This window comes from Pseudomonas sp. fls2-241-R2A-110 (assembly GCF_030209165.1).
Lineage (GTDB): Bacteria > Pseudomonadota > Gammaproteobacteria > Pseudomonadales > Pseudomonadaceae > Aquipseudomonas.
In genome coordinates, this window is sequence record NZ_JARVSN010000029.1 from 121,380 (window position 1) to 141,793 (window position 20,414).

20 protein-coding genes are annotated in these 20,414 nt (G+C 59.4%); 1 reads left to right on the top strand and 19 read right to left on the bottom strand.

All coding sequences use genetic code 11. The features are described from left to right. Positions 1 to 33 precede the first annotated feature (33 nt). From QRN31_RS24005 to QRN31_RS24065, 13 genes are all read right to left on the bottom strand, one after another. Positions 34 to 477, bottom strand: coding sequence for a CopD family copper resistance protein (locus QRN31_RS24005; protein WP_285434957.1), 444 nt, complete (start codon positions 475 to 477; stop codon positions 34 to 36). Positions 478 to 739: 262 nt separating this feature from the next. Then, the gene (locus QRN31_RS24010; protein ID WP_285434958.1) at positions 740 to 2,350 is read right to left on the bottom strand and encodes a gamma-glutamyltransferase family protein; all 1,611 of its coding nucleotides are present in this window, start codon (positions 2,348 to 2,350) and stop codon (positions 740 to 742) included. 82 nt (positions 2,351 to 2,432) lie between these two features. After that, positions 2,433 to 3,212, bottom strand: a complete 780-nt coding sequence (locus QRN31_RS24015) for an amino acid ABC transporter ATP-binding protein (protein WP_056739793.1) — start codon at positions 3,210 to 3,212, stop codon at positions 2,433 to 2,435. Positions 3,213 to 3,214: 2 nt separating this feature from the next. Next, complete coding sequence (locus tag QRN31_RS24020; RefSeq protein WP_285434962.1) at positions 3,215 to 3,988, bottom strand: amino acid ABC transporter permease; 774 nt, start codon at positions 3,986 to 3,988, stop codon at positions 3,215 to 3,217. Between the two features lie 12 nt (positions 3,989 to 4,000). Then, positions 4,001 to 4,807, bottom strand: a complete 807-nt coding sequence (locus tag QRN31_RS24025; RefSeq protein ID WP_285434963.1) for an ABC transporter substrate-binding protein — start codon at positions 4,805 to 4,807, stop codon at positions 4,001 to 4,003. A gap of 74 nt (positions 4,808 to 4,881) precedes the next feature. After that, the gene (locus QRN31_RS24030) at positions 4,882 to 5,550 is read right to left on the bottom strand and encodes a GntR family transcriptional regulator (RefSeq protein ID WP_285434964.1); all 669 of its coding nucleotides are present in this window, start codon (positions 5,548 to 5,550) and stop codon (positions 4,882 to 4,884) included. A 244-nt stretch (positions 5,551 to 5,794) separates the two neighbouring features. After that, positions 5,795 to 6,886, bottom strand: a complete 1,092-nt coding sequence (gbdR, locus tag QRN31_RS24035; protein ID WP_285434966.1) for a choline metabolism transcriptional regulator GbdR — start codon at positions 6,884 to 6,886, stop codon at positions 5,795 to 5,797. 95 nt (positions 6,887 to 6,981) lie between these two features. After that, complete coding sequence (gene gabP, locus QRN31_RS24040; protein ID WP_285434967.1) at positions 6,982 to 8,391, bottom strand: GABA permease; 1,410 nt, start codon at positions 8,389 to 8,391, stop codon at positions 6,982 to 6,984. Between the two features lie 266 nt (positions 8,392 to 8,657). Further along, the gene (locus tag QRN31_RS24045; protein ID WP_285434968.1) at positions 8,658 to 9,878 is read right to left on the bottom strand and encodes a multidrug effflux MFS transporter; all 1,221 of its coding nucleotides are present in this window, start codon (positions 9,876 to 9,878) and stop codon (positions 8,658 to 8,660) included. Continuing rightward, positions 9,875 to 10,723 (bottom strand): alpha/beta fold hydrolase, encoded by an 849-nt coding sequence (locus tag QRN31_RS24050; RefSeq protein ID WP_285434970.1) that lies wholly within the window; start codon positions 10,721 to 10,723, stop codon positions 9,875 to 9,877. The genes QRN31_RS24045 and QRN31_RS24050 overlap by 4 nt, the downstream gene beginning before the upstream one ends. Positions 10,724 to 10,756: 33 nt before the next feature. Next, positions 10,757 to 12,049: an NAD(P)/FAD-dependent oxidoreductase gene (locus QRN31_RS24055; protein WP_285434972.1), complete on the bottom strand. Its 1,293-nt coding sequence runs from the start codon at positions 12,047 to 12,049 to the stop codon at positions 10,757 to 10,759. Positions 12,050 to 12,106: 57 nt separating this feature from the next. After that, complete coding sequence (locus tag QRN31_RS24060; RefSeq protein ID WP_285434974.1) at positions 12,107 to 12,529, bottom strand: RidA family protein; 423 nt, start codon at positions 12,527 to 12,529, stop codon at positions 12,107 to 12,109. A 35-nt stretch (positions 12,530 to 12,564) separates the two neighbouring features. Next, the gene (locus QRN31_RS24065) at positions 12,565 to 13,704 is read right to left on the bottom strand and encodes an ornithine cyclodeaminase family protein (RefSeq protein ID WP_285434975.1); all 1,140 of its coding nucleotides are present in this window, start codon (positions 13,702 to 13,704) and stop codon (positions 12,565 to 12,567) included. A gap of 185 nt (positions 13,705 to 13,889) precedes the next feature. Between QRN31_RS24065 and QRN31_RS24070 the strand changes: the two genes are divergently transcribed. Then, complete coding sequence (locus QRN31_RS24070; protein ID WP_285434977.1) at positions 13,890 to 14,717, top strand: AraC family transcriptional regulator; 828 nt, start codon at positions 13,890 to 13,892, stop codon at positions 14,715 to 14,717. Positions 14,718 to 14,826: 109 nt separating this feature from the next. On the opposite strand, the gene QRN31_RS24075 is transcribed toward QRN31_RS24070, so the two are convergent. From QRN31_RS24075 to QRN31_RS24100, 6 genes are all read right to left on the bottom strand, one after another. Beyond that, positions 14,827 to 15,768 (bottom strand): helix-turn-helix domain-containing protein, encoded by a 942-nt coding sequence (locus QRN31_RS24075; protein ID WP_285434978.1) that lies wholly within the window; start codon positions 15,766 to 15,768, stop codon positions 14,827 to 14,829. Positions 15,769 to 15,843: 75 nt separating this feature from the next. After that, positions 15,844 to 16,623 carry a 2-keto-4-pentenoate hydratase gene (locus QRN31_RS24080; protein ID WP_285434980.1) on the bottom strand — a complete coding sequence of 260 codons (780 nt, stop codon included), beginning with the start codon at positions 16,621 to 16,623 and terminating at the stop codon, positions 15,844 to 15,846. Next, positions 16,620 to 18,227, bottom strand: coding sequence for a bifunctional 3-(3-hydroxy-phenyl)propionate/3-hydroxycinnamic acid hydroxylase (locus QRN31_RS24085; protein ID WP_285434982.1), 1,608 nt, complete (start codon positions 18,225 to 18,227; stop codon positions 16,620 to 16,622). Before QRN31_RS24085 ends, QRN31_RS24080 begins: the two co-directional genes overlap by 4 nt. Before the next feature lie 62 nt (positions 18,228 to 18,289). Then, positions 18,290 to 18,892, bottom strand: a complete 603-nt coding sequence (locus QRN31_RS24090; protein ID WP_285434984.1) for an amino acid synthesis family protein — start codon at positions 18,890 to 18,892, stop codon at positions 18,290 to 18,292. Between the two features lie 10 nt (positions 18,893 to 18,902). After that, positions 18,903 to 19,361, bottom strand: a complete 459-nt coding sequence (locus QRN31_RS24095; protein WP_018927858.1) for a VOC family protein — start codon at positions 19,359 to 19,361, stop codon at positions 18,903 to 18,905. 11 nt (positions 19,362 to 19,372) lie between these two features. Further along, entirely contained in the window at positions 19,373 to 20,413 is a 1,041-nt protein-coding gene (locus QRN31_RS24100) for a YCF48-related protein (RefSeq protein WP_285434986.1), read from the bottom strand. Position 20,414: the final 1 nt, after the last annotated feature.

Here is a 20,414-nt window from a genome sequence, read left to right on the forward strand (position 1 = left end):
AGTCCTGGAAGAACAGACCACCGATCAAAGCCATCACCAGGTCAGATAGAACATTCCCTTGGCCAGCAGCACGATAACGACCATGTGACAGAACAAGCTGCCGTGGATGAACTGCAGGTATCGCGGGCTCATTCGGCCACTTTTGAACAAAAACATAGCCACCAGGAAGTGCAGTAACACGCTCACGGCCAGCGCAATTTTCAAGGCCAGCAATGTGCCGAACGATGACGCCAATGGTGAGGCAAGGACTGGCAGGTAGCGCAGCCAGACCATGCCAAGCCCCGCACCGAACAATACCAGCAGCACCCACGGCATCAGCGTGCGCGCTCGCCGGCCGATGCCCTGCTCGACCAGCAGCATGACCCTGGCGGGTAGCTGTTTGCGGATGCTTTCAAGGAACAGGACTTCGAAGAACACCGTGCCGATAAAGATCAGCGCGGCAAACAGGTGCAACGTCAGAATCAGCGGATAGATCATAGAGGTTTCGCCTTGAGTCAAGGCAACCCGTTACGGTAAAAGTGCACGGGATGTCGGTCTCTGGAGACTACAGAGCCGTCCGATCCATGTGGTTGACATCGATCAAGAAAGCCACAAGTCCCACACTCATCGTGCTAGATCATTATCGAGCGTGCAGGAGCGACCGTTTTCCGTTGCTGTCGATACCGCACGATCAACGACGCAAAAATGTACTGGGCAAGGGACGCCAGGCCGGATAAGGCGCCTGGCCCCCAACACTCTGTTACCACACAGCAATATGGGAATCCGCTCTCGGCTCAGTACCGCCGCACAGCACACCAGTGTCCGGGTCCCGGATGATGATCTGCCCTCGCCCATAATTGATCAGGTCGCAATCGACCTGAATCCGGTGTCCGCGGCGCGCCAGCGAAGCCGCCAGATCCCGAGACGCTCCCTGTTCGATGCCGACCTTCATTTCCCCTAACCATTGCCACCGTGGCGCGTCCAGCGCGGCTTGGGGGTTAAGACCAAAATCCACCAGGTTCATGACCATCTGCACATGGCCTTGGGGCTGCATGTAGCCACCCATGACGCCGAACGGCCCCACCGGCACGTCGCCTTGACTGATGAATCCGGGAATGATGGTGTGAAAGGTTTTTTTGCCCGGTGCCAGGCAGTTGGCGTGGTCAGGGTCGAGACTGAATTCCTGTCCACGGTTCTGCAAGGCGATGCCGCTGTCTGGCAGCACCACACCGGAACCGAAGCCGTGGTAGTTGCTCTGGATGAAGGACACCATGTTGCCCTCGGCATCCGCCGTGGCCAGGTAAACCGTGCCGCTGGCATGGGGATCACCGGGATTGGGTTCACGCGCCTGATCAGTGATCTGTTCGCGACGATGGCTGCTATAGGCATCGCTGAGAAGATCAGCCACGGCCACACGCATATGCAGTGGATCGGTGATGTAATGCAGCCCGTCGCTGTAGGCCAGCTTCATGGCTTCCAGTTGACGGTGCCAGGTCTGCTGGCTGTCGCGGTGATCGAAGTCAAAGCCCTCAAGGATTTTCAGGGTCATCAGGGCGACCAATCCTTGTCCGCTTGGGGGGATTTCCCACACATCGTAGCCGCGATAGTTGATGCTGATCGGGTCCACCCATTGGGCGCGATAGTCTTGCAGGTCGCTGGCGCGCAGGTAACCGCCGGTGGCGCGGGAATGGGCATCCAGACGCTGAGCCAATGCACCGCGATAGAGGCTTTCACACGCGGTGTCAGCCAGCTCTTGCAGCGTTCGGGCTTGCGCCGGGTTGCAGAATACTTCACCGGCCTTGGGTGCACGGCCATCGATCAGGAACGTATCGAACCAGGCGTCGAGCACCGGGTCTCGATGGGGGCTGAATTCATCCAGAGCCGTCTGCCATTGTCGAGCAACCACCGGAGACAGTGGAAAGCCATCCCTGGCCAGACTGATGGCGGGCTGCAGCAAGTCGGCAAAGGGCAGCTTGCCGAACCGTTTGGAGAGCTCCGCCCAGGCCGATGGGCAACCGGGCACCGTGACCGGCGTCCAGCCATAAAGCGGCATCTGCTCGTGACCGCCCGCCTTGACTGCATCGATCGTCAGCGCTGCCGGCGCCTGTCCATTGCCGTTCAACCCATGCAATTGGCCTTTGCTCCAGACCAGAGCAAAGGCGTCGCCGCCCAAGCCGCAGCCGGTGGGCTCAACCACCGTCAGCGCTGCCGCCGTGGCGATCGCGGCATCAATGGCGTTACCGCCCTTGCGCATAATTTCGATGCCGGCCTCGGCGGCCAGGGGCTGCGAGGCCGCGACCATGCCACGCCGGGCAAACACACTCTGACGTTGCGAAGGATAGGGATATTCGTGGGCAGAAAATTTCAACATGGCAAAAGCTCTTCCAATCAAAGATTCATTGGCCGCAGGTATCCGGTTCCATGCCGGGTGAAAAAAGACCCGACTGAGAAGGTCACAGCACGCGGCTGAGAAAGGCCTGGGTTCGCGGGTGGGTCGGTCGACTGAAGATCTGCTCCGGCGGCCCCTGCTCGATCAATTCGCCCTGATCGAGGACCACCACGCGGTCGGCGACTTCTCGGGCAAACCCCATTTCATGGGTGACCACCACCATCGTCATGCCGTCATCGGCCAACTGCTTCATCACCTGCAGCACCTCGCCGACGGTTTCCGGATCGAGGGCGCTCGTGGGCTCGTCGAACAGCATGGCTTGAGGTTTCATTGCCAGCGCCCGGGCGATTGCCACGCGCTGCTGCTGCCCACCGGACAACATCGACGGGTAATGCATGGCCTTGTCCGCCAGACCGACCCGCGCGAGCAAGGCCCTGGCCTGTTCCAACGCTTCGGCGCGTGGCACGCCGAGGACCTGAATCGGCGCCTCAATAATGTTTTCCAGCGCGGTCATGTGGGGGAACAGATTGAATCGTTGAAAGACCATCCCGATGTCCCGACGCTGGCGAGCGATGTTGCGTTCGGAGTCGCGCACCAGGCTGCCATCGGCGCGCTCTCGATACCCCATGGCTCGGCCGTTGACGCGAATGCGCCCGCCCTGAATGTCCTCCAGCAGATTGATGCAGCGAATAAAGGTGGTCTTGCCTGAACCCGAGGCACCGATCAACACCACGACTTCACCGCGCCGCACCTGCAAGGAAATTCCCTTGAGAATCTCCAGGTCGCCGAAGGACTTATGAATGTCCAGCGCCTCGATGATCAGTTCTTCACTTTTGTGCGCCATGCTTAACGCCCCCTCAGCAATTTCAACGTGCCGCGGCCGAACATGCGACTACCAGCCGCCGGCGGTGCGGGTCGATCGGACTGCCCGAAACGCGCTTCCAGCCAACGCTGGAAGAAGCCCCAGAGGGTGGTCAGCAGCAGGAAATAAATCGCCACCACCAAGTACAGTTCGAAGACCCGGAATGTCGCCGACGTGACCATTTGCGTACTGAGCAGTAACTCCTGCACGCCAATCACGCTGACCAGTGTCGTGTTCTTGAGCATCACGTTGAATTCGTTGCCCAACGGCGGAACGATGACCCGAAACGCCTGAGGCAGAACGATACGCCGCATCAGTTTGGCGAAGGTCATGCCCAGCGAACGCCCCGCTTCGTACTGCCCCTTGTCCACCGCGCCGATCCCGGCACGAATGATCTCGGCCATGTAGGCACCCTCGTTCAGGCCCAAGGCGATGATCGCTGCCTGGATATTGCCCGGCACCACCAACCCCAACAGCGTCACGTCTTCGAAACGGAAGATGCCGCCCGCTGCCAATGCGGTATAGAGAAAAACGATTTGCACCAATAACGGCGTGCCGCGCATCAGCCATACATAAAACCGCACAGGCAGGTTGAGCAAAGGGTTACGCGACAGGCGCATCAACGCCGCCGCCAGACCCAGCACGCAGCCCAGCGTCATTGCCAGCACACTGATCAGGCAAGTCAGCCAAAGTCCGGTGAGGTACACCCCGCTGGGCTGCAACAGGTATTGCCAGAACACATCCCAATTGAAATTCATCGAGTGTTCGCCTCAGTCGAGTGTGTCGCTGGGAACATGCCATTTGCTCAGCAACTGCACGTAACTGCCGTCGCTGCGCATGTCACTGATGATCTGTTGCACCGCTGCGGTGAGCTGCGGATCATCCTTGCGAACGCCCAAACCGGTGAGTATCCGGCTGAACGCCGGCACCCCTTCCTCGAACAGATCGGGCGCCATGGCCGCGTAGTAACCGGCGGTTTCCACGGTCGTACCGTAGGCGTCCACCTGACTGATGCGCAGCGCCTGAAAGGCGTCGGTATCACTGTTGTAGACCACCAGTTTCATTGGGGGCTTGCCAGCCTTGGTCAGTTTTTCGTTCTCGGCGTCCAGCAAGGTTTTGATCGTCGAGCCGTTGAGCACGGCGACCTTGTGCCCGGACAGTCCATCCAGGGTCTTGATGCCCTTGGGATTGCCTTTGGGAACGACCACTGACTGGCTGGAATACATGTAGTTGACGATGTCGATCACTTCCCGGCGTTCGGGCTTGTCGAACAGCTGATCAACGATCATGTCGCACTGCTGGGCAAGCAATGCCGGCAGCAACCCGGAGAACGGAATGACCCGCCATTGCACCGGTTTGTCTCCCAGCCGTTTGGCGATTTCCAGCCCCAGGTCGACCGTCAGGCCCCGGGGCTTTTGCGCCTCATCGAAAGACACCAGGGGCGGTGAATCCATGCCCGAGCAATAGGTGAGTTTGTCAGCCTTTTGCAGTCGCTCCGGCACTTGTGGCGTAGCAAACGCCCACTGTGTACAGAGTCCGAGGGAGATGGCGGCGAGTAACATTTGGCGTTTATGCATGACGAGACACTCCAGTTGTTTAGTAACGGGGCAGTACTCAAAGTCAAAACACACTGTCGGGTTGATGCCCGATTCTATTTTTCCGATTGCAGAAACTGGATCAGCGCCGGCACCGTGCCCTCGATGTGCTCGCGCACCACCGCCTCGGCCCGGTCGACATCGCCTGAGCGGATGGCGTCGAGGATCACCGCGTGCTCCTGGCGAGCGCTCAAGGGTTTTTCGCTGTGTTGCAGCCACAGACGCATTGGCGCCTCGATCAACGAATACAGCGCCGATATCTGCTTCATCAGCCGAGGACGGCCGCTGAGGCTGCACAGGTGTTCATGGAAGGCACGATGAAGCCTGACCCACTCGGCGCTTTCGTCGCGGTAGTCATCCATCTCGTCCAGCATGCGTTCCAGAGCCGCCAGCTGACGCTCACCGATCCTGGACACGGCCACGCGGATGGCCAGGCCTTCGAGGGCACTGCGCATCTCGAATACTTCGTGTAATTCATCGAAATTCAGGCCACTGACGATGGCGCCACGGTTGGGCCTCAGGGTGACCAGGCCTTGCGCATCGAGACGGCGAAAGGCTTCGCGCACCGGCATCCGGCTCATGCCGATTTCGCTGGCAATGTCCTCCGCGATCAGCCGATCGCCCTTGCGGTAACGACCACCACAGATTGCTTCCAGCAAAAAGTTGTAAGCCTCCTCCTCGGCGGTCAGGGGCTGACGTTCAACGTAGGCGGGAGCGAATTGCATAAAGTCACCTTTTGCAGTTTTGTATCCAATTATCCATGGATTCAAAAAAGCAGAAACCGTGCCATTTCGCTTGATACGGCTTCAAGGTCTTCATTGGAAAGGAGTTTCGACTCAGGAACCGATGAGTCTTTGATCAGCGTGCGACTCGCCGTGTGCTACGAAATGGCTCAGCGCGCCCCAAATGGGTGAAAAATGGTAGCCAGGTAACAGATCATCTCGCCGAAAACCTGCCCACCCGGATGGCTCAGGATTTCACGATTTTGACACTTGCGAAGGTTGACTCATCACGCGCCTGATCGAGCAAACTCATCGACCTTGCCGGTGGCAATGCCTGCGCAATCGGGCTGGCTGTCACTTGGCGTTGCGTTTGCGTGACCGAGCGCTCCTCGCTGGGAGGAATGCCGAAACACTCGCGATAGCACTTTGAGAAATGGGGTGTGGACACAAAGCCACATACCACCGACAACTCCACGATGGAGATCGGTGTTTGCTTGAGCAACTGACGCGCGCGGATAAGGCGCAGCTTGAGGTAATACCTCGAAGGCGAGGAATGCAGGTATTTCTGAAACAACCGCTCGAGTTGTCGACGGGACAAACCGACATAATTTGCCAGTTCATCCAGTTCGATCGGTTCTTCCAGATTGGCCTCCATCAGCGCCACGATTTCCTGCAACTTTGGTTGATGGGTACCGAGCATGTGCTTGAGGGGGACTCGCTGGTGATCCTGCTCGTTGCGGATGCGCTCGTAGACAAACATTTCGGAGATGGCCGCCGACAGCTCATGACCATGATCGCGACTGATCAGGTGCAGCATCATGTCCATGGGAGCAGTTCCACCCGAGCAGGTGAAACGGTCACGGTCGAGGGTGAACAAACTGGAGCTGAGGTTCACTCGCGGAAAAGCTTCTTGCATGGCAGCCAGAAATTCCCAGTGCACGCTGCAGTCGAAACCATCGAGCAACCCAGCCTGGGCCAAGGCCCAGCTACCTGTGCACACGCCCCCGATCCGTTTCAAGCGCCGCGCCTGGGATCGCAGCCAGGTAACGTGCTCCCGGGTCACAGCGCTTTGAATGCCAATGCCACCGCAGACGATCACCGTATCAAGCGCCGGTGCACTATCAGTCGATGAATCCGGCGTGATCGGCATGCCGTCGCTTGCCCATACCCGCTCGCCTCCCAGACTGAAGGTGTGCCAGCGATACAGTTCCTGGCCGGTCAACTGATTAGCCATTCGCAGAGGCTCAACGGCAGACGCCAGAGAGATCAACGTGAATTGGTCCAGCAGCAAAAAACCGACGGTTTGGGGAGGCGCGGGCTTAGAGGTGTCGTATGCCATCGAAGTTACTCTCGCAGCGAACGGTAAGGACCCGCGGCGCAGGCGGTGTTAACCGCCCCGCCGCTGCTTGCGCACTGATGAGATCGCAAGCAGATTTACGCTGAACGTTGCGCCGACACCGCCCTCTGTGGTCGCCCATGGTGACGCGTGGTCACAAGGCCGATGAAGGAAATCACCAACGCCAGGCCGATGGTTGAAGACACCTCCAGACGGTGCTCTGGCGTCACCATCATCACCGCCAATGCTGCGCAGATGAAGGCGATGACCAACCAGGTGAGCCATGGAAACAACCACATCTTGAAGGTCAGCGTGACGTTCTGCCGACGCAGAATCCCGCGCATGCGCAATTGCGACACGGCGATAACCAGGTACACCAGCAACGCAATGGCGCCGGAGCTGGCGAGCAGAAACTGGAATAAACCGGCGGGCATGAAATAGCTGAACAAAGTGACACCGGCACCCAGTACCGTGCTGGCAATCACCGCAGCACGCGGCACGCCGGCAGACGACGTGACCTTCATCGGCTTCGGTGCATCACCGCGTTTGCCCAGGGAAAACAACATGCGCGAGGAAATATAGATCGACGAGTTCATGCAGCTGGCCACGGCAATCAACACCACCACATCCACCAGCATCTTGGCGTGCGCAATGTTCATCAGCTCCAGCGCGCGCTGGTAAGAGCCGACAGACGCCAGCAACGGATCATTCCAGGGCACCACGGAAATGACCACGAAAATGGACAGCAAGTAGAACACACCGATGCGCCAGATCACTGAACGTGTGGCTTTGGCGATGTTCTGCGCAGGGTTGCTGGATTCGGCGGCGGCGATGGTCACCGCCTCTGTGCCGATGAAGCTGAACATGATGGTGATGAATGCCCCGACGACCGCTGACAAGCCGTTGGGTGCAAATCCGCCATGTTCTGCCATGAGTCGACTCAAGCCGCTGGCTTGGTGGTCAGGAATCCAACCCATCAACACCGCAAAACCAAGGCCGATGAATCCGATGATTGCCACGACTTTGGCCATCGCAAACCAGAATTCGAACTCGCCATATTTGGACACGCTGAACAGATTGGTCACGACCAGCGCAATGATCGACAGTAACGCAAACAACCAGGTATCGATTTGTGGGAACCACTGGTTCAGTACGTGCCCTGCCGCGAGCGCCTCGATGGGTATCACCAGCACCCAAAACCACCAATAGAGCCAACCGATGGTGAAGCCCGCCCAACGCCCGATGGCCTGGTCGGCGTAAGTTGAGAACGATCCGGTGTCCGGGTTGGCAACCGCCATTTCACCCAGCATGCGCATGACAAATACAACCAACAGGCCGGAGAACAGATAAGCCAGCAATACCGCTGGCCCCGCGGCCGCGATGGCATGGCCGGAGCCAACAAATAAACCCGCGCCAATAATTCCCGCGATAGAAAGCATTGTGACGTGACGCGGTTTGAAACCCTGCGCCAACTGACCGTTCGAATCTTTGGAGTTGAGGCTATCCATTGTTTTTTTTGTTCTCTGGTGATCGACGTTAAAGCGTGCTGACTGAGGGTCAGGCGATCATCATTTTCCTGTTGCCCCTTATGGTAAGCGGCGAACCTCAGCGCTTCTAAGCATTCCCCATCAGTCTTCACAACTGCTCACTGATACGGAATGACGCGCCACCTTACGCGTCTCACCTTCAACGCAAGTAGCCTGAACGCGCCGCCTTCGAGTCTGATTTCGACATGCACCAATGCAGTGGGTCTTTGACGGGAGAAGGTTTGAAGTCAAGGTTGAAGCGGCACACTCACGTCATCGCGCGCAGCGACCGGACTGACAGGCGCGTAGATCGAGATGCCATACGCAACAAGACAACCAAGCCCACAGCTTCCCACCACCAGGCACAGGGGCCATGGCGTGCCATCGGCCAGGCGACTGACCCACAGACTGGCCAGCGCCCCGGTGGCGAATTGCACCGAGATACCCAGGGCGACACTCGCCCCCGCCTGCCTCGGGAACATGCTCATCAGGCTTGCCGTGCAATTGGCCCCAAGCAACCCGGTGACGCCCATGTACAACACCATGCAAAGGACGATGCTCCACAACCCGCCCCACTGCGTGTACCCCGCCACCATCAGTGCCAGCCCAGCCCCGCCGGCCAGCACGGCACCCACACCCAGCATGCGCTGCGGTCCGAAGCGAGTGACCCAGCGGGCATTGATAAAGGTCACCACGATGATGCCGAGGATGTTCAGGCCGAACAGCCAACTGAAGGTACGTGGCGAGACACCGAAGTACACGACGTACACAAAGGGGGCAGCGGTGATAAAAGCGAACATGCCACCAAACGCCAGCGCCATGCACAGGATCAGCGCCACCGCCCGAGGTTGTCGGACGACGCCCGGGTACGCGGCGAACGCGCCCTTCAGCGAGGTGCTGCGCGCCGGTGCCGGAAGGCTTTCGTTGAGCCCCAGGCTCACCATCAGCAGGCATAACCCGCAAAGGATGAACAACGCGGCGAATATCGTGCGCCAGCCGTCGATCAGCACCAGCCACGTACCGATCATTGGCGCGACCAACGTCGCCATCATCGTCAGCAGATGCATCCAGGACAGCACCTTGGCCGCCTGTGCCAGGCCGAACAGGTCTCTGGCGACGGCCCTCGCCAGGACCAGCGCGCCGGCCCCACCAAGGGCCTGGAGAAATCGCCATGCAGTCAGTTGCTCGATGCTGCCGGCAAACAAACAGCCCAGGGTCGCCAGGCCATAGAACATGAGACTGCCCAGCAACAGAGTCCGACGCCCATACCGGTCCGACAGTGGTCCGTAGAACAGCATGCCCAGGCACAGCCCGGCGAGAAAGGCACTGATCGTGTGCTGCACCTGGGTCGTACTGCTCGACAGGTCATTGGCAATTTGCGGAAGACTGGGCAGGTAAGTATCGATGGAAAACGGCACGAAGGCCGTCAGCGATGCCAACAGTGCAATCAGACGTGCCGTGGGTTTCATTGGGCGCGGATCGCAAGGCTCATGAGAAACCCCGAGACCAGCCGGTTGAACACCTCGCCTTGATCGTCATGCACATAGTGACTGGCACCCGCGACCTCCACGGTTTGAACCTGCGGGTTGCTGGCGCTCATCGCCTGCAGCATCGCGGGCGGAAGGAAGTCCGAGCGCCCGCCGCGAATGAACAAGGTCGGGCAATCCAGTGCGTGCACCGCCGGCCACAGGTCTGTCGGCTCGATACTCAGGCGCGCTTGCGCAATGCCCTGCTGATCGTGGCGCCAGGTGATCACGCCCTCGCTCTCTTTCATCGAATGAGCGAGCCGTGATGCCAGGCCCTGCTCCGACAACCCCGGACGCGAAGCCTGCCAGAATGCGCGGGCCGCTTCCCAGTTTTCGAACTGCAAGGGTGTCTGGCTCATCTCGCGGCGAATGCGCGCGGCGCCGTCGCCCTGGGTTGAAGAGCCGGGACCAATGTCCTCGATCATCAAGCCCATCAGCCGTCCCGGGTTTTGCCGCGCATATTCAAGAGCGTTGGCGCCGCCTAATGAGTGCCCCAGCAACACAAAACGCGATAGGCCAACATGGGCGACCAGGTCTTCAAGGTCCTCGACATACGACTGCGTGTGGTAACTGTCAGGCGAGGCCCAGTCACTCAGTCCTCGACCGCGCTGGTCAAGGGCATAGATGCAGTAGCCCGCACCCAGAGATTGCACCAGCGATTCCCAGGTTTGTGCGTAGGCCCGCAAACCATGCAATAGCACCAGGGGCACGCCGGTCGATTCGCCCCAGCGCAAAAAGTGCAGGCGCAAGCCCGAACGGTTGGTAAAGAAACAGCTGTCAGATGGCATCGGTGGTTTCCTTAATGCGTGGCTTCGACCGACCTAGAAACGATCGAACCGATAAGGGCTTGGATCAATGATCGGCGTATGACCGCTGACAAGATCCGCTGCGAGGTGACCGGCCGCCGGCGACGTGCCGAAACCGTGCCCCGAGAAGCCGGTGGCGACGGTCAGCCCCGGAATCTGGGCGACCGGCCCAATGACCGGATTGGAATCGGGCGTGACGTCGATAGTGCCTGCCCAGGCCTGGGCGATCCGCGCGTGTTCAAAGACCGGCCAGGCGGCAATGAGGTTGTTCATTGCGTCGTTATTGAGCCGCGGGTTGGCGGCCGGGTCCTGCACCCTGACGCGTTCGAACGGGCTGACGCTGTCGGATTGCCAACGTCGGGCAAGCGCCAGGTCATTAAAAAAAGGTTTGCCCAATGTCACGTTCAGGACGCTGCGTTGGGCCCGGAACTGCGGCATATATTGCTTGGCAAGCAACAGGTGATCGAGTGTCAGGAAGGCATCCAGTTTGCCGCGCTGGGTAATGATGTAGCCGCCGTCCTTGTGCTTGCGAAACGAAAAGTCAGGTGCGCCGACCGCAATTTCCGTCGGCCCTTCCATTGAGTGAGTGCGCAGCACCGAACAGGTCAAAGGCAAGGTCGGCAACGACACACCGAGGTTGCCCAGAAAGCGCCGAGACCACATCCCCCCTGCAAGCAGCACATGATCACAACGAATCTCACCTTTCTCCGTGACCACGCCACTGACCACCCCGGCGGACATCTGCAGCGTCCGGACCGCGCACTGCTCGATGATTACCACCCCCCTGTCCAGGGCGGCCTTGGCGATAGCGCTGCTTGCCAGCGTCGGTTCGGCACGGGCATCGGATGGCGTAAAGATGCCACCAGCCCAGTCACCCACGCCGCCTGGCACCAGCTCGCCAATTTCGCGTTTGCTGAGCATCCGCGAATCCAGTGACAAATGCTCCACCGACTTGAGCCATCCCTCATGCATTGCCATCTGCGCTGGGGTGCGGCCCACGAACATGATGCCCTCCTGGCGATACCCGACATCCGCCCCTACCCGCTCAGGCATCTTCGCCCACAAGCGGTCCGCGGCGAGGGCCAGGGGAATATCGGCCGCGTGGCGGCTGGTCTTGCGTACCCAGCCCAGGTTGCGTGACGACTGCTCACCGGCGATATGGCCTTTTTCCAGCACCACCACCGAGATATTGCGTTCGGCCAATGTCAATGCAGCGGTCAGGCCGATAATCCCGCCGCCAATGATGACGACGGAGGTTGTAGAGGGAAACGCGGTAGACGTTTTCACGGGCGCTATAGTCGGTGCCATGATCAAGACTCGGTCAGCGAATGAGGTAAGCCACGCCAGCGCGTGGCCGCGTGACGATCACTGCAACAGTCGAATGACTTCGACGTGTGCCTTCGACGCGTTGCGATACGCCGTCACTTCCAGCTCAACCTTGTAGACCGTCGACCCCAAGGGTGGACAGGTGACGGTGCTGGCCGGGTCAATGCCGCGAAACTTTTCACCGATCAGGGTCATCACGTCCGCTACGTCATTGGGGTCCTGGATAAACACCCGCGAACACACCACATCAGCCAGGGTCGCATCGACCGCTGCGAGCGCTGCCTCAATGTTGGCAAATACTTGATGCGTCTGTTCGAGGATGTCTTGCGGAATCAGCTTGGTCTTCGGGTTGCGGCCAGCGGTGTTGGACACGTAGATCCAGTTGTCCACGACCACCAGGCGCGAATAGCTGGCCTGGTCTTCAAACGGGGAGCCGGTCTTGAGCTTGATGATGTTTGTCATGTGCAATGCCTCTTTAAAAACAAGTGATGGATGGCTTAACGCAGAACCGGGGTTTCCCACAGGTTCAAGGTCACGCCGATGCCTTTTTCGATGGCGTTGCGGTACACCACCGTGCCCCAGGCCACGTCTTCCACGGGCATGCCGCCCACTGACATGATGATGATTTCTTCATCGTTCTTACGGCCTGGCGCAGCCCCGGCGATGATCTTGCCGATGTCCTCGACTTCATCGAGCTGCATCTTTCCTTCGGCAATCATGTCCATGAAGCGCACGCCAATGACCGGCACGCAGTGATGCGCAGGCTTGGGCAGTTCTTCAAACCACGCTTGGTAGAGACCGGTGTTGTCCAGCACCTTGCGTACGTCGCGCCGCTCCATCCCGTCGTCAAGCGAGCAAGAGGCCGGCATCGCCAGGAAGGCACCCGGCTTGACCCATTCGCGCTTCACGATTGGGTAGGTCGTGGGATCGCCCACCTCACCGGAGCTACAATAAGTAACAAGGTCCGAGTCGCGGACCACCGCTTCAAGACTGTCGACCACTTCGATCGTGGTCACTTGCGGGTAGGTGTCTTTGACCCAGGCGATAAAGTCATCGAGGCTCTTCTGGCCTCGACCTTTGATCTTTAGTGTGTCGATATGCGGGCATACCGCGATGAATGCCGCCAATGTGGTCTTGCCCATCACCCCTGGGCCGAGCAGGCCGACGACTTTCGAGTCCTTGCGTGCCAGGTGGCGCGCGCCCACGCCGGGAATCGCACCGGTGCGATAGGCGGACAGCAGGTTGGCCGACATATGGGCCAGCGGTGCGCCGGTGTCGGGGTCATTCAAGGTAAACATCAGAATGGAGCGCGGCAGGCCTTTTTCGCGGTTGGCGATATTGGAGCCGTACCACTTCACGCCTGCGGTGCAAAAGCTGCCGCCCAGGTAGGCAGGCATGGCCATCATGCGCCGATCAGCCGTGGGCTTGGGCATGTTCGGGAAAGGTGAATCCTGCGGAAAGATCACCATCGCGCCATGGGAGTCATTGTTCGGCCCGGCCATGCGATAGTCACCGGCATAGAGCAGGCCGAACATCTCCTCCATGGTATTCACGCACGCCGGCATGTCGGTCACGCCCGCGCGGATCATGTCCTGCTCGGAGAGGTAGATGAAGTCGATTTTTGTAGTTGTAGACATAGTTGTTCTCGGGCTGAAGGTGAGATCGCTGCGGTAGGCACAGCTCCACGCTGTCGACGTCGAGTATCAGGGCGCGTTTTTCGGCGGTATTGTAAATTTCGGACATGCCCGGTTAGCCGTCGCGCAATACTTGGCGTGGTTAATGCGTGATATCTTTCGTATCGCTGCTTATCGAAGGTGCAACCATGATCAAACAGTTCGCGCCGACTCCCCGGCACCACACTGCGAACGAACAGCCCTGGTTCGTGCTCAACTCTTCACGGTATTCGGTCATGCCTTCAGAGCACCCGGCGATCTCGCATTTCTATGCCTTCGACGTGGCTCAATCGGCCAATCTGCTGGCCGTGCCGGATGGTTGCGTGGACATTGTTTTCGACTGTGATGCAACACGCCCCAGCGCGCGGATCTGTGGCACGCCGCTGGCTGCCCAAGCGGTCGAGCTACACCAGAACCATCACTACTTTGGCGTGCGTTTTTCACCGGGCGTCATTCCCGGATTTATCAATGTGCTGGCCGAAGAATTGACCGAACGGGAACTCGACCTTCTGGAGGTCTCGGGGTTTGCCCAACGCATCTTCGAAAGCATCGTTCAAGCTCCGCTGCTGAGTGATCAGATGCGGCTGTTCAACGACTACCTTGCCCCTCGCCTGATGGGTAAAACGTCGACACTCACGGCGATGGTCATTCAGCAGGCGCTGCGCCACCGCGGTGATATTCGTATTCAGCAACTGGAAGACCTCAGCGGGTACACCAGTCGCACGCTGCATCGACAGTTCAGCCAGGACACCGGCATGTCACCCAAGACCTTTTGCCGAATCATCCGTTGCCAGGCGGCTCTGGACACTCTCAATACCCAACACGACGTATCGTTTTCGGAGCTGGCCCTCGACCTCGGCTTTTCCGATCAATCGCACTTCCTGCGCGACTTCAAGAAACTGGTTAGTACAACGCCCTGCGACTATCAACGCAAAATGGTCCAAAACGCCTATAGCGACCGCATCAACTACGCCTGACCCGCCCTTTCAGCTTCGCGTAGCGAAACCAACAATGTCATGAGCGCTTGAATATCAGCCTGAAAAAGGAAATCGGGTGGGAGAAAAGCGTCGACCGCACATGTGGTCTTTAGCGCATTGCCCTGAGCGTTTCGGAGGGTGACTCGCCAAACAATTGCCGGTAATGCGAGGCAAAGTGGCTCAGATGGAAAAAGCCCATTGCCATCGCGATGTCACCGATGTTGTGAGTGCACGCAGAGGTTGTGATCAAGCGCCGGCGCACCGCGTTGAGGCGCAGATTGCGCAGGTATTCGACCGGACGCATCCCGGTCACCGCCTGAAAACTGTTTTGCAGGGTCCGGCGACTCACCCGCAGGTGTTCGCACAGGTCGAGAATGCTCAGTGGCGTATCACCACTGGCATCGATCAACTCCTGGCAGCGCTTGACCAGATAGGCGCTCACGGCGAAATTACCGCGACGACAACGCACCTCATCGGTGGCGTGACTGAACAAATCGAGGAACGCACCGAGCAGTTCTTCCTCGAGCATTTTCTCGGTGGTGGAGTTGATAGCGTCCGTCTGCTCCAAAAGGTGACGAAACAAGGGGTGAATACGCTGGCGTATTCGCAGCAGCAACGCGTCATCGACGCTGAGTTGGGACGTGGTCTTCAGGCGCTTGAGTTGATCGCCAGACAATTCGAAGGCCGCCAGTTTGGCGAAGCGCACCGCGTCGACATTGAGCGCAAAGAAGTGCATGCCTTCAGGCGCGTGCAACACAAACTCCTCGCCGTCCCGCAACAACACCACACTGTGAGTGCCCACCTGTTGCCCCTGCACCACTGGCGGGCAGCCTAACGACATGGCCGCGCACAGTCGACCTTTCGGCGCATAACCGCGCTGCACCACGCGTTTATCCAGCACTTCCTGGAAGATTTGAAAGCGGTCGGCGGACAACTGCCGCAGCTCGCTCGTCAGACAGCCACGGCCAAGTTGGTCATACACTTGCTGCCAGCCCTGGATGGAGCCGGCGTGTTGTTGAGGGTCATTAAAGGTTCGAACTTCAGCGAGCATGGTCGTCGTTCCTCGGTGGCCCCGTTTTTTTATTGGCCTGAAAGGGACTCAGTCATCCGTGACCGCAGCTATCGTTCACACAGGGGCGGCGTGCGCGGTGAAACCCAAAGCCAGTTCCGTGCCAAGCATGCGCAGGCGGTAGGTGGCAGGCTGGATATTCATTGGCGGCAACAGCGCCCCGGACAGCACGATTTGCCCAGCCTCGACAGGTTGACCGTCGGCCAGCAGACGCCGAATCAGCCAGCACAGGTTGGCCGCAGGGCTGTCCTCCCGATCGCGTGTATCACCGTTGCCGCAGAGCTCGCCGTCGCACTCCAGACGATACTCCACGTTGACGTGGTGTACGGGATCGAACGGGATGCGCGGCCCGAGACAATAAAGCCCCGCCGCCGCGTTATCGGCCAGAAAAGCACCTACCCCGAAAGCCCAGCCCTGCCAACGACAGTCTGCGATCTCGAACGCGGGCGCCACGTCGCTGATGGCTGCCAGAATATCCTCGTCACGGTAGTCCCCCGGCAGCAGGGTACGCCCCAGCACAAATGCCAATTCGATCTCAAGCTTGGGCTGGATCAACCGCGAGAGCGCCACCGTCGTCTGCGGCTCGACGATCATGGTATCCGTCAGGGCGCCATACACCGGTTCGTCAAGACCAAAGCGTTTTTGCGCGGCGCTGCCGGCGAAGGCGACCTTCCACCCGCTCAGTTGCTCGCCTGCGACCTGGCGTCGGTCCAGCGCCTGACGCTGCAGCGCATACCCGGCAAGCCGACCTATCGCCTCGGGAGCCAATGGTGCAATGGCTTGCGCCGTGCGCGTCGCCTGATGCAACTGGCTCAGTAGCGCGTGTCCACTGCTCATGACAGTTGCTCCGCCAGCTTGCGCAGTACGCTATCAAGCCTCTCGGGTGTGGTAATGGCGGCCACAAAGCGGTCCGGCCGCACCACGACGATGCAGTCACGCACTTTGGAGAACCATTCACCCAGGCGATTATCCACGTCTTCCACGCTGATGGCGTCCAAGGCCGTCAACGGCTGGCCACGTCCGATGCCACTGCGCGAACGATTGACCTGAATAAAACGCATGTCCCAGCGCGCCCAATAAGCGGCCATGTCCTCGCTGAGTGGCTCGCGCGGGTTCACCCGATACCCAAGCACCGCATAGGAATTGCCCAGCACCTCATCCAGGCGACGACGCTGTCCCTGAGCGTCTTCGATATGTGGTTGGACAAATAGCTGTCCGACCAGATCGTCCTCGCGCAACTCGGCACGCTCGTGATGAACCAAACCCTTGGTGATGGTGGCCTTGGGTTTGAACTTGAACTCCAGCAGGTGCGAGCGCAGGTTGTCGACAGTGTTGACCGCCTGGAACAGCCAGTCACGCACGCCGGCCATCAGCGGGTTGGTCAACCCCAGCACGGCGCCCATGTTGTCAGCCAGGCCCACCAGTTCGGTAGCATGCCCACGGCGTTCCTGATCGTAGCTGACGAGGATCGAAGGCGAGGCGCGCCCCTGGATGATCGCCGCCAGTTTCCAGGCCACGTTGGCCACGTCCCGCAGTCCGGAATTGAGGCCCTGCCCGGCCCAGGGTGGAGAAATATGCGCGGCATCGCCCACCAGCGCCACACGCCCTTCGACGAACCGCACGGCGACCCGGGAGTGGTGGGTATAGGCGCGGATGCGGATGATGTTCAACTGATCGACCGCGTTGCCGATATGCCCACGGATCAAGTCGCGAATAGTGCCCTCGTCACACATCTTCGCCTCATCTTCGCCCTCCAGGAGCATGAACTCCCAGCGGCGTTGCTGGTACGGCAGATAGATGCACACGAAGGGCCGTTGCGGGTCGGCATGCAGTGCAGTGTAAGGCGCATCAAGGGTGTCATTGGCCGTATCGACCACCACCCATTTGCGTGCATGTGTCAGCCCCGACAGCTCGATGCCAAGCTTTTTACGCACAGTGGAGCGTCCGCCATCGGCGCCGATCACATAGTCAGCCCGCAGTTGATACGTATCGCCCTGAGCATCGCGCACCTGCAATGTCACGCCCTGCCCGTCCTGCTCAAGTTCGAGCATTTCATGGCCCTGGCGCAACACTACGCTGTCACGCTGCCCCAGGGTTTCGCGCAACGTGCCCTCCAGCAACTGCTGCATGAAAATATTGCGCATTGGCCAGCCGTAATGGGCGGTACTCGGCTTGACCTCAGCGAAGCACACACCGCGAGCGTTGTAATAGCGCAACGGCACATCGCAGATCATGTCGCGCACTGCGAGATCGGCGATGCCGATCCCCTGGAGTACGCGCAGTGCTTCATCATCCATCCCCACTGCACGCGGGTAAGGCAGTACGCCGTCGGCAAGTTCAAGGACGACGCAGTCGATACCGTACATCCCCATATAATGCGCGGCTGTGATCCCGTTAGGGCCGCCGCCGACTATGACAACCTGGGTCTTCTCCTGCTTCATCGCTATTCACCGCTTTCTTGTTGTGTTTTTAATCCGACGCCGCTAAAGCCATACGCCTGAAATCAGTGCAGCCCATCAATACCTTTAACGTCCGCTGCCTGCAGGCCGCCCAGTCGCGCATGCAAGCGCCCACGCGTGGCGAAGGCCCAGATCACGATGACCTCATCCGGTGCAGGGCCATCGCCAAACATCAAGGAGATACTGTCGTAATGGGAGCGTACATAAAGCGCATCCTTGTGGGCCAACGGCACATCAATGGTGGAACCCGGGCCACCCCGTTTGCCGGTGGACGGCACCCAGGATTTGCCCCCGCCCAACGCCAGGCGCACCGGATCGGCAGCCGGATTGGTCAGGAACGCATTGCCGTGCTCGTACTCACCCTGGCTGCCCACCATGCACGCTTTACCGTAGCTGACGATATCCCGCGAGCCGGCCAGCGCCTGAATACGCCGACCGAACTCTTCGCCCAACAACGGCGACGGTTCTATCAGTTCGGTCAGCGATTCGCTGTAGCGACCGGCATAGGGGTTGGCGATCACGGCGGCGACGGCATATTTGTACAGCGGCTCGCCATCGGCCAATTGGCCGCTTTCGTTGGCCAGGGTTTCTTCGACAAAGCTGTACCACTTGCGGATGTGATACGAAGCGAAATTTGCGGTTTTCATCAGGGTTGCCTCAAAGCGGGTCTAGTGGATCCAGATTGAAATGTCGACTTGGTGCGCCAGCGGCCTTGAACCGGGCCTTGCCGCGCGCATCGTCGTGTTCGGTCTCAAGGAAAAACTCCATGCGATTACCGTCAGGGTCGTTGAAATACACACCATGGCCGATTTCGTGATCGGTGATCTTCACCACCTCGACACCCTTGCCCAGCAACATGCCGTAGAGCTGGCGCAAGGTGGTCATGTCCCCGGCGATTTCCAATCCATAGTGTTGCAACCCCAGCCCGCCCTGATGGGCGCCGGGCTCTGCACGAAGCAAGGCGATGTCGTGATGTTTGGTGCCAAACGCCATCATGACCCAGCTTTCGCCCCGGGCACTTTCATGCATGCCCAGGATGTCGGCGTACCAGCGTGCCGACACATCAGGATCACTTACCGAGAGCGATAAGTGTGTACGAAGGATTTCGACTTTCATCGCCTGATACCTCAGCTTTTTTTGACCACGGATTGATGCCCTGCCTTGATCTGAGCCACTGCGGGGGTCCAGAGCACGTCAGCGATCTCACTGAATTCGCGCCACTGTTTCTGCCAGCCATCACCGCCATTGTCGGAGGTGAACAAATGCCCATACTTGGTTCCCGCAACGATCTGCCGCGGATTTTGCGGGTTGAAGGCAATGGCCCAGACGCAGGAATTGGGTTGTTGCGACAGGGGCAACACTTCCCAGCTGAGCGCGGCATCACGGGACACCAGGATCTTGCTGGTGGTACCGGGCGTGCCATCGGAAATGCTCAGGTACAGGTCGCTTTGCGTGCCCAACGGTGCGTTCATGGCGCGCATGTAATACAGGCCGAACACTTCTCGACCGATAATGCCGGTCCAGGTCAGCCCTTCATCCAGGCTGCGGTAGACGGCGTTGACGCAGACCACCACGATGACTTTCTGGCCATGATTGGGCAGAACCAGAATGTTGTGGACATCCGAGTTGTAGTCCCACAGCAGCCGATCATCGACGCGCGTCCAAGTGTCCCCACCGTCACGGGAATGGAATAACCCACCCTCTTCAAGACCGAACCATAGCTGGTTGCGATCAGTCGGGTCATAGGCGAAAGCCAGCAACCGTGGGCGGCTGACCCCGTCGCAGAACTCAGGAATCTCCACCGGCGCACGATCCCAACTGATACCACCGTCCAGCGTCCGCCACAGCACGGCACGCGAAGGCGCACCGGTGCCGACGAAAATCCGTTTCGCGTCCTGCGGATCGACGGCGACTTTCCAGACCGTCTGCCCGTTGAACGGCGAATCGACCCGCTGCCAATGGCCGCCGGTATCGCGACTGACACACAAACCAACGTCCGTGCCAGCGTAAATCACCTCAGGCTCGCCGGGGTGTACGCTCAAGGATCGAGTGATTGCGTCGAACTCCAGATCCTGGCCCAGGCCCAGGCGATGCCAGGTCCGACCCTCGTCGGCGCTGCGGATCACCGCCTGCCCTACCGTGGCCACTAACAGGGTTCCGTTACTCATC

What these genes read in the sequence shown, in the direction of transcription:
- QRN31_RS24005 (WP_285434957.1), bottom strand. Translation starts at nt 477, where the DNA reads ATGATCTATCCGCTGATTCTGACGTTGCACCTGTTTGCCGCGCTGATC.
- gbdR (WP_285434966.1), bottom strand. Translation starts at nt 6,886, where the DNA reads ATGGCATACGACACCTCTAAGCCCGCGCCTCCCCAAACCGTCGGTTTT.
- QRN31_RS24090 (WP_285434984.1), bottom strand. Translation starts at nt 18,892, where the DNA reads ATGAAAACCGCAAATTTCGCTTCGTATCACATCCGCAAGTGGTACAGC.
- QRN31_RS24065 (WP_285434975.1), bottom strand. Translation starts at nt 13,704, where the DNA reads ATGTCTACAACTACAAAAATCGACTTCATCTACCTCTCCGAGCAGGAC.
- gabP (WP_285434967.1), bottom strand. Translation starts at nt 8,391, where the DNA reads ATGGATAGCCTCAACTCCAAAGATTCGAACGGTCAGTTGGCGCAGGGT.
- QRN31_RS24075 (WP_285434978.1), bottom strand. Translation starts at nt 15,768, where the DNA reads ATGCTCGCTGAAGTTCGAACCTTTAATGACCCTCAACAACACGCCGGC.
- QRN31_RS24055 (WP_285434972.1), bottom strand. Translation starts at nt 12,049, where the DNA reads ATGGCACCGACTATAGCGCCCGTGAAAACGTCTACCGCGTTTCCCTCT.
- QRN31_RS24060 (WP_285434974.1), bottom strand. Translation starts at nt 12,529, where the DNA reads ATGACAAACATCATCAAGCTCAAGACCGGCTCCCCGTTTGAAGACCAG.
- QRN31_RS24020 (WP_285434962.1), bottom strand. Translation starts at nt 3,988, where the DNA reads ATGAATTTCAATTGGGATGTGTTCTGGCAATACCTGTTGCAGCCCAGC.
- QRN31_RS24025 (WP_285434963.1), bottom strand. Translation starts at nt 4,807, where the DNA reads ATGCATAAACGCCAAATGTTACTCGCCGCCATCTCCCTCGGACTCTGT.
- QRN31_RS24085 (WP_285434982.1), bottom strand. Translation starts at nt 18,227, where the DNA reads ATGAAGCAGGAGAAGACCCAGGTTGTCATAGTCGGCGGCGGCCCTAAC.
- QRN31_RS24030 (WP_285434964.1), bottom strand. Translation starts at nt 5,550, where the DNA reads ATGCAATTCGCTCCCGCCTACGTTGAACGTCAGCCCCTGACCGCCGAG.
- QRN31_RS24080 (WP_285434980.1), bottom strand. Translation starts at nt 16,623, where the DNA reads ATGAGCAGTGGACACGCGCTACTGAGCCAGTTGCATCAGGCGACGCGC.
- QRN31_RS24010 (WP_285434958.1), bottom strand. Translation starts at nt 2,350, where the DNA reads ATGTTGAAATTTTCTGCCCACGAATATCCCTATCCTTCGCAACGTCAG.
- QRN31_RS24050 (WP_285434970.1), bottom strand. Translation starts at nt 10,723, where the DNA reads ATGCCATCTGACAGCTGTTTCTTTACCAACCGTTCGGGCTTGCGCCTG.
- QRN31_RS24015 (WP_056739793.1), bottom strand. Translation starts at nt 3,212, where the DNA reads ATGGCGCACAAAAGTGAAGAACTGATCATCGAGGCGCTGGACATTCAT.
- QRN31_RS24045 (WP_285434968.1), bottom strand. Translation starts at nt 9,878, where the DNA reads ATGAAACCCACGGCACGTCTGATTGCACTGTTGGCATCGCTGACGGCC.
- QRN31_RS24100 (WP_285434986.1), bottom strand. Translation starts at nt 20,413, where the DNA reads ATGAGTAACGGAACCCTGTTAGTGGCCACGGTAGGGCAGGCGGTGATC.
- QRN31_RS24070 (WP_285434977.1), top strand. Translation starts at nt 13,890, where the DNA reads ATGATCAAACAGTTCGCGCCGACTCCCCGGCACCACACTGCGAACGAA.
- QRN31_RS24095 (WP_018927858.1), bottom strand. Translation starts at nt 19,361, where the DNA reads ATGAAAGTCGAAATCCTTCGTACACACTTATCGCTCTCGGTAAGTGAT.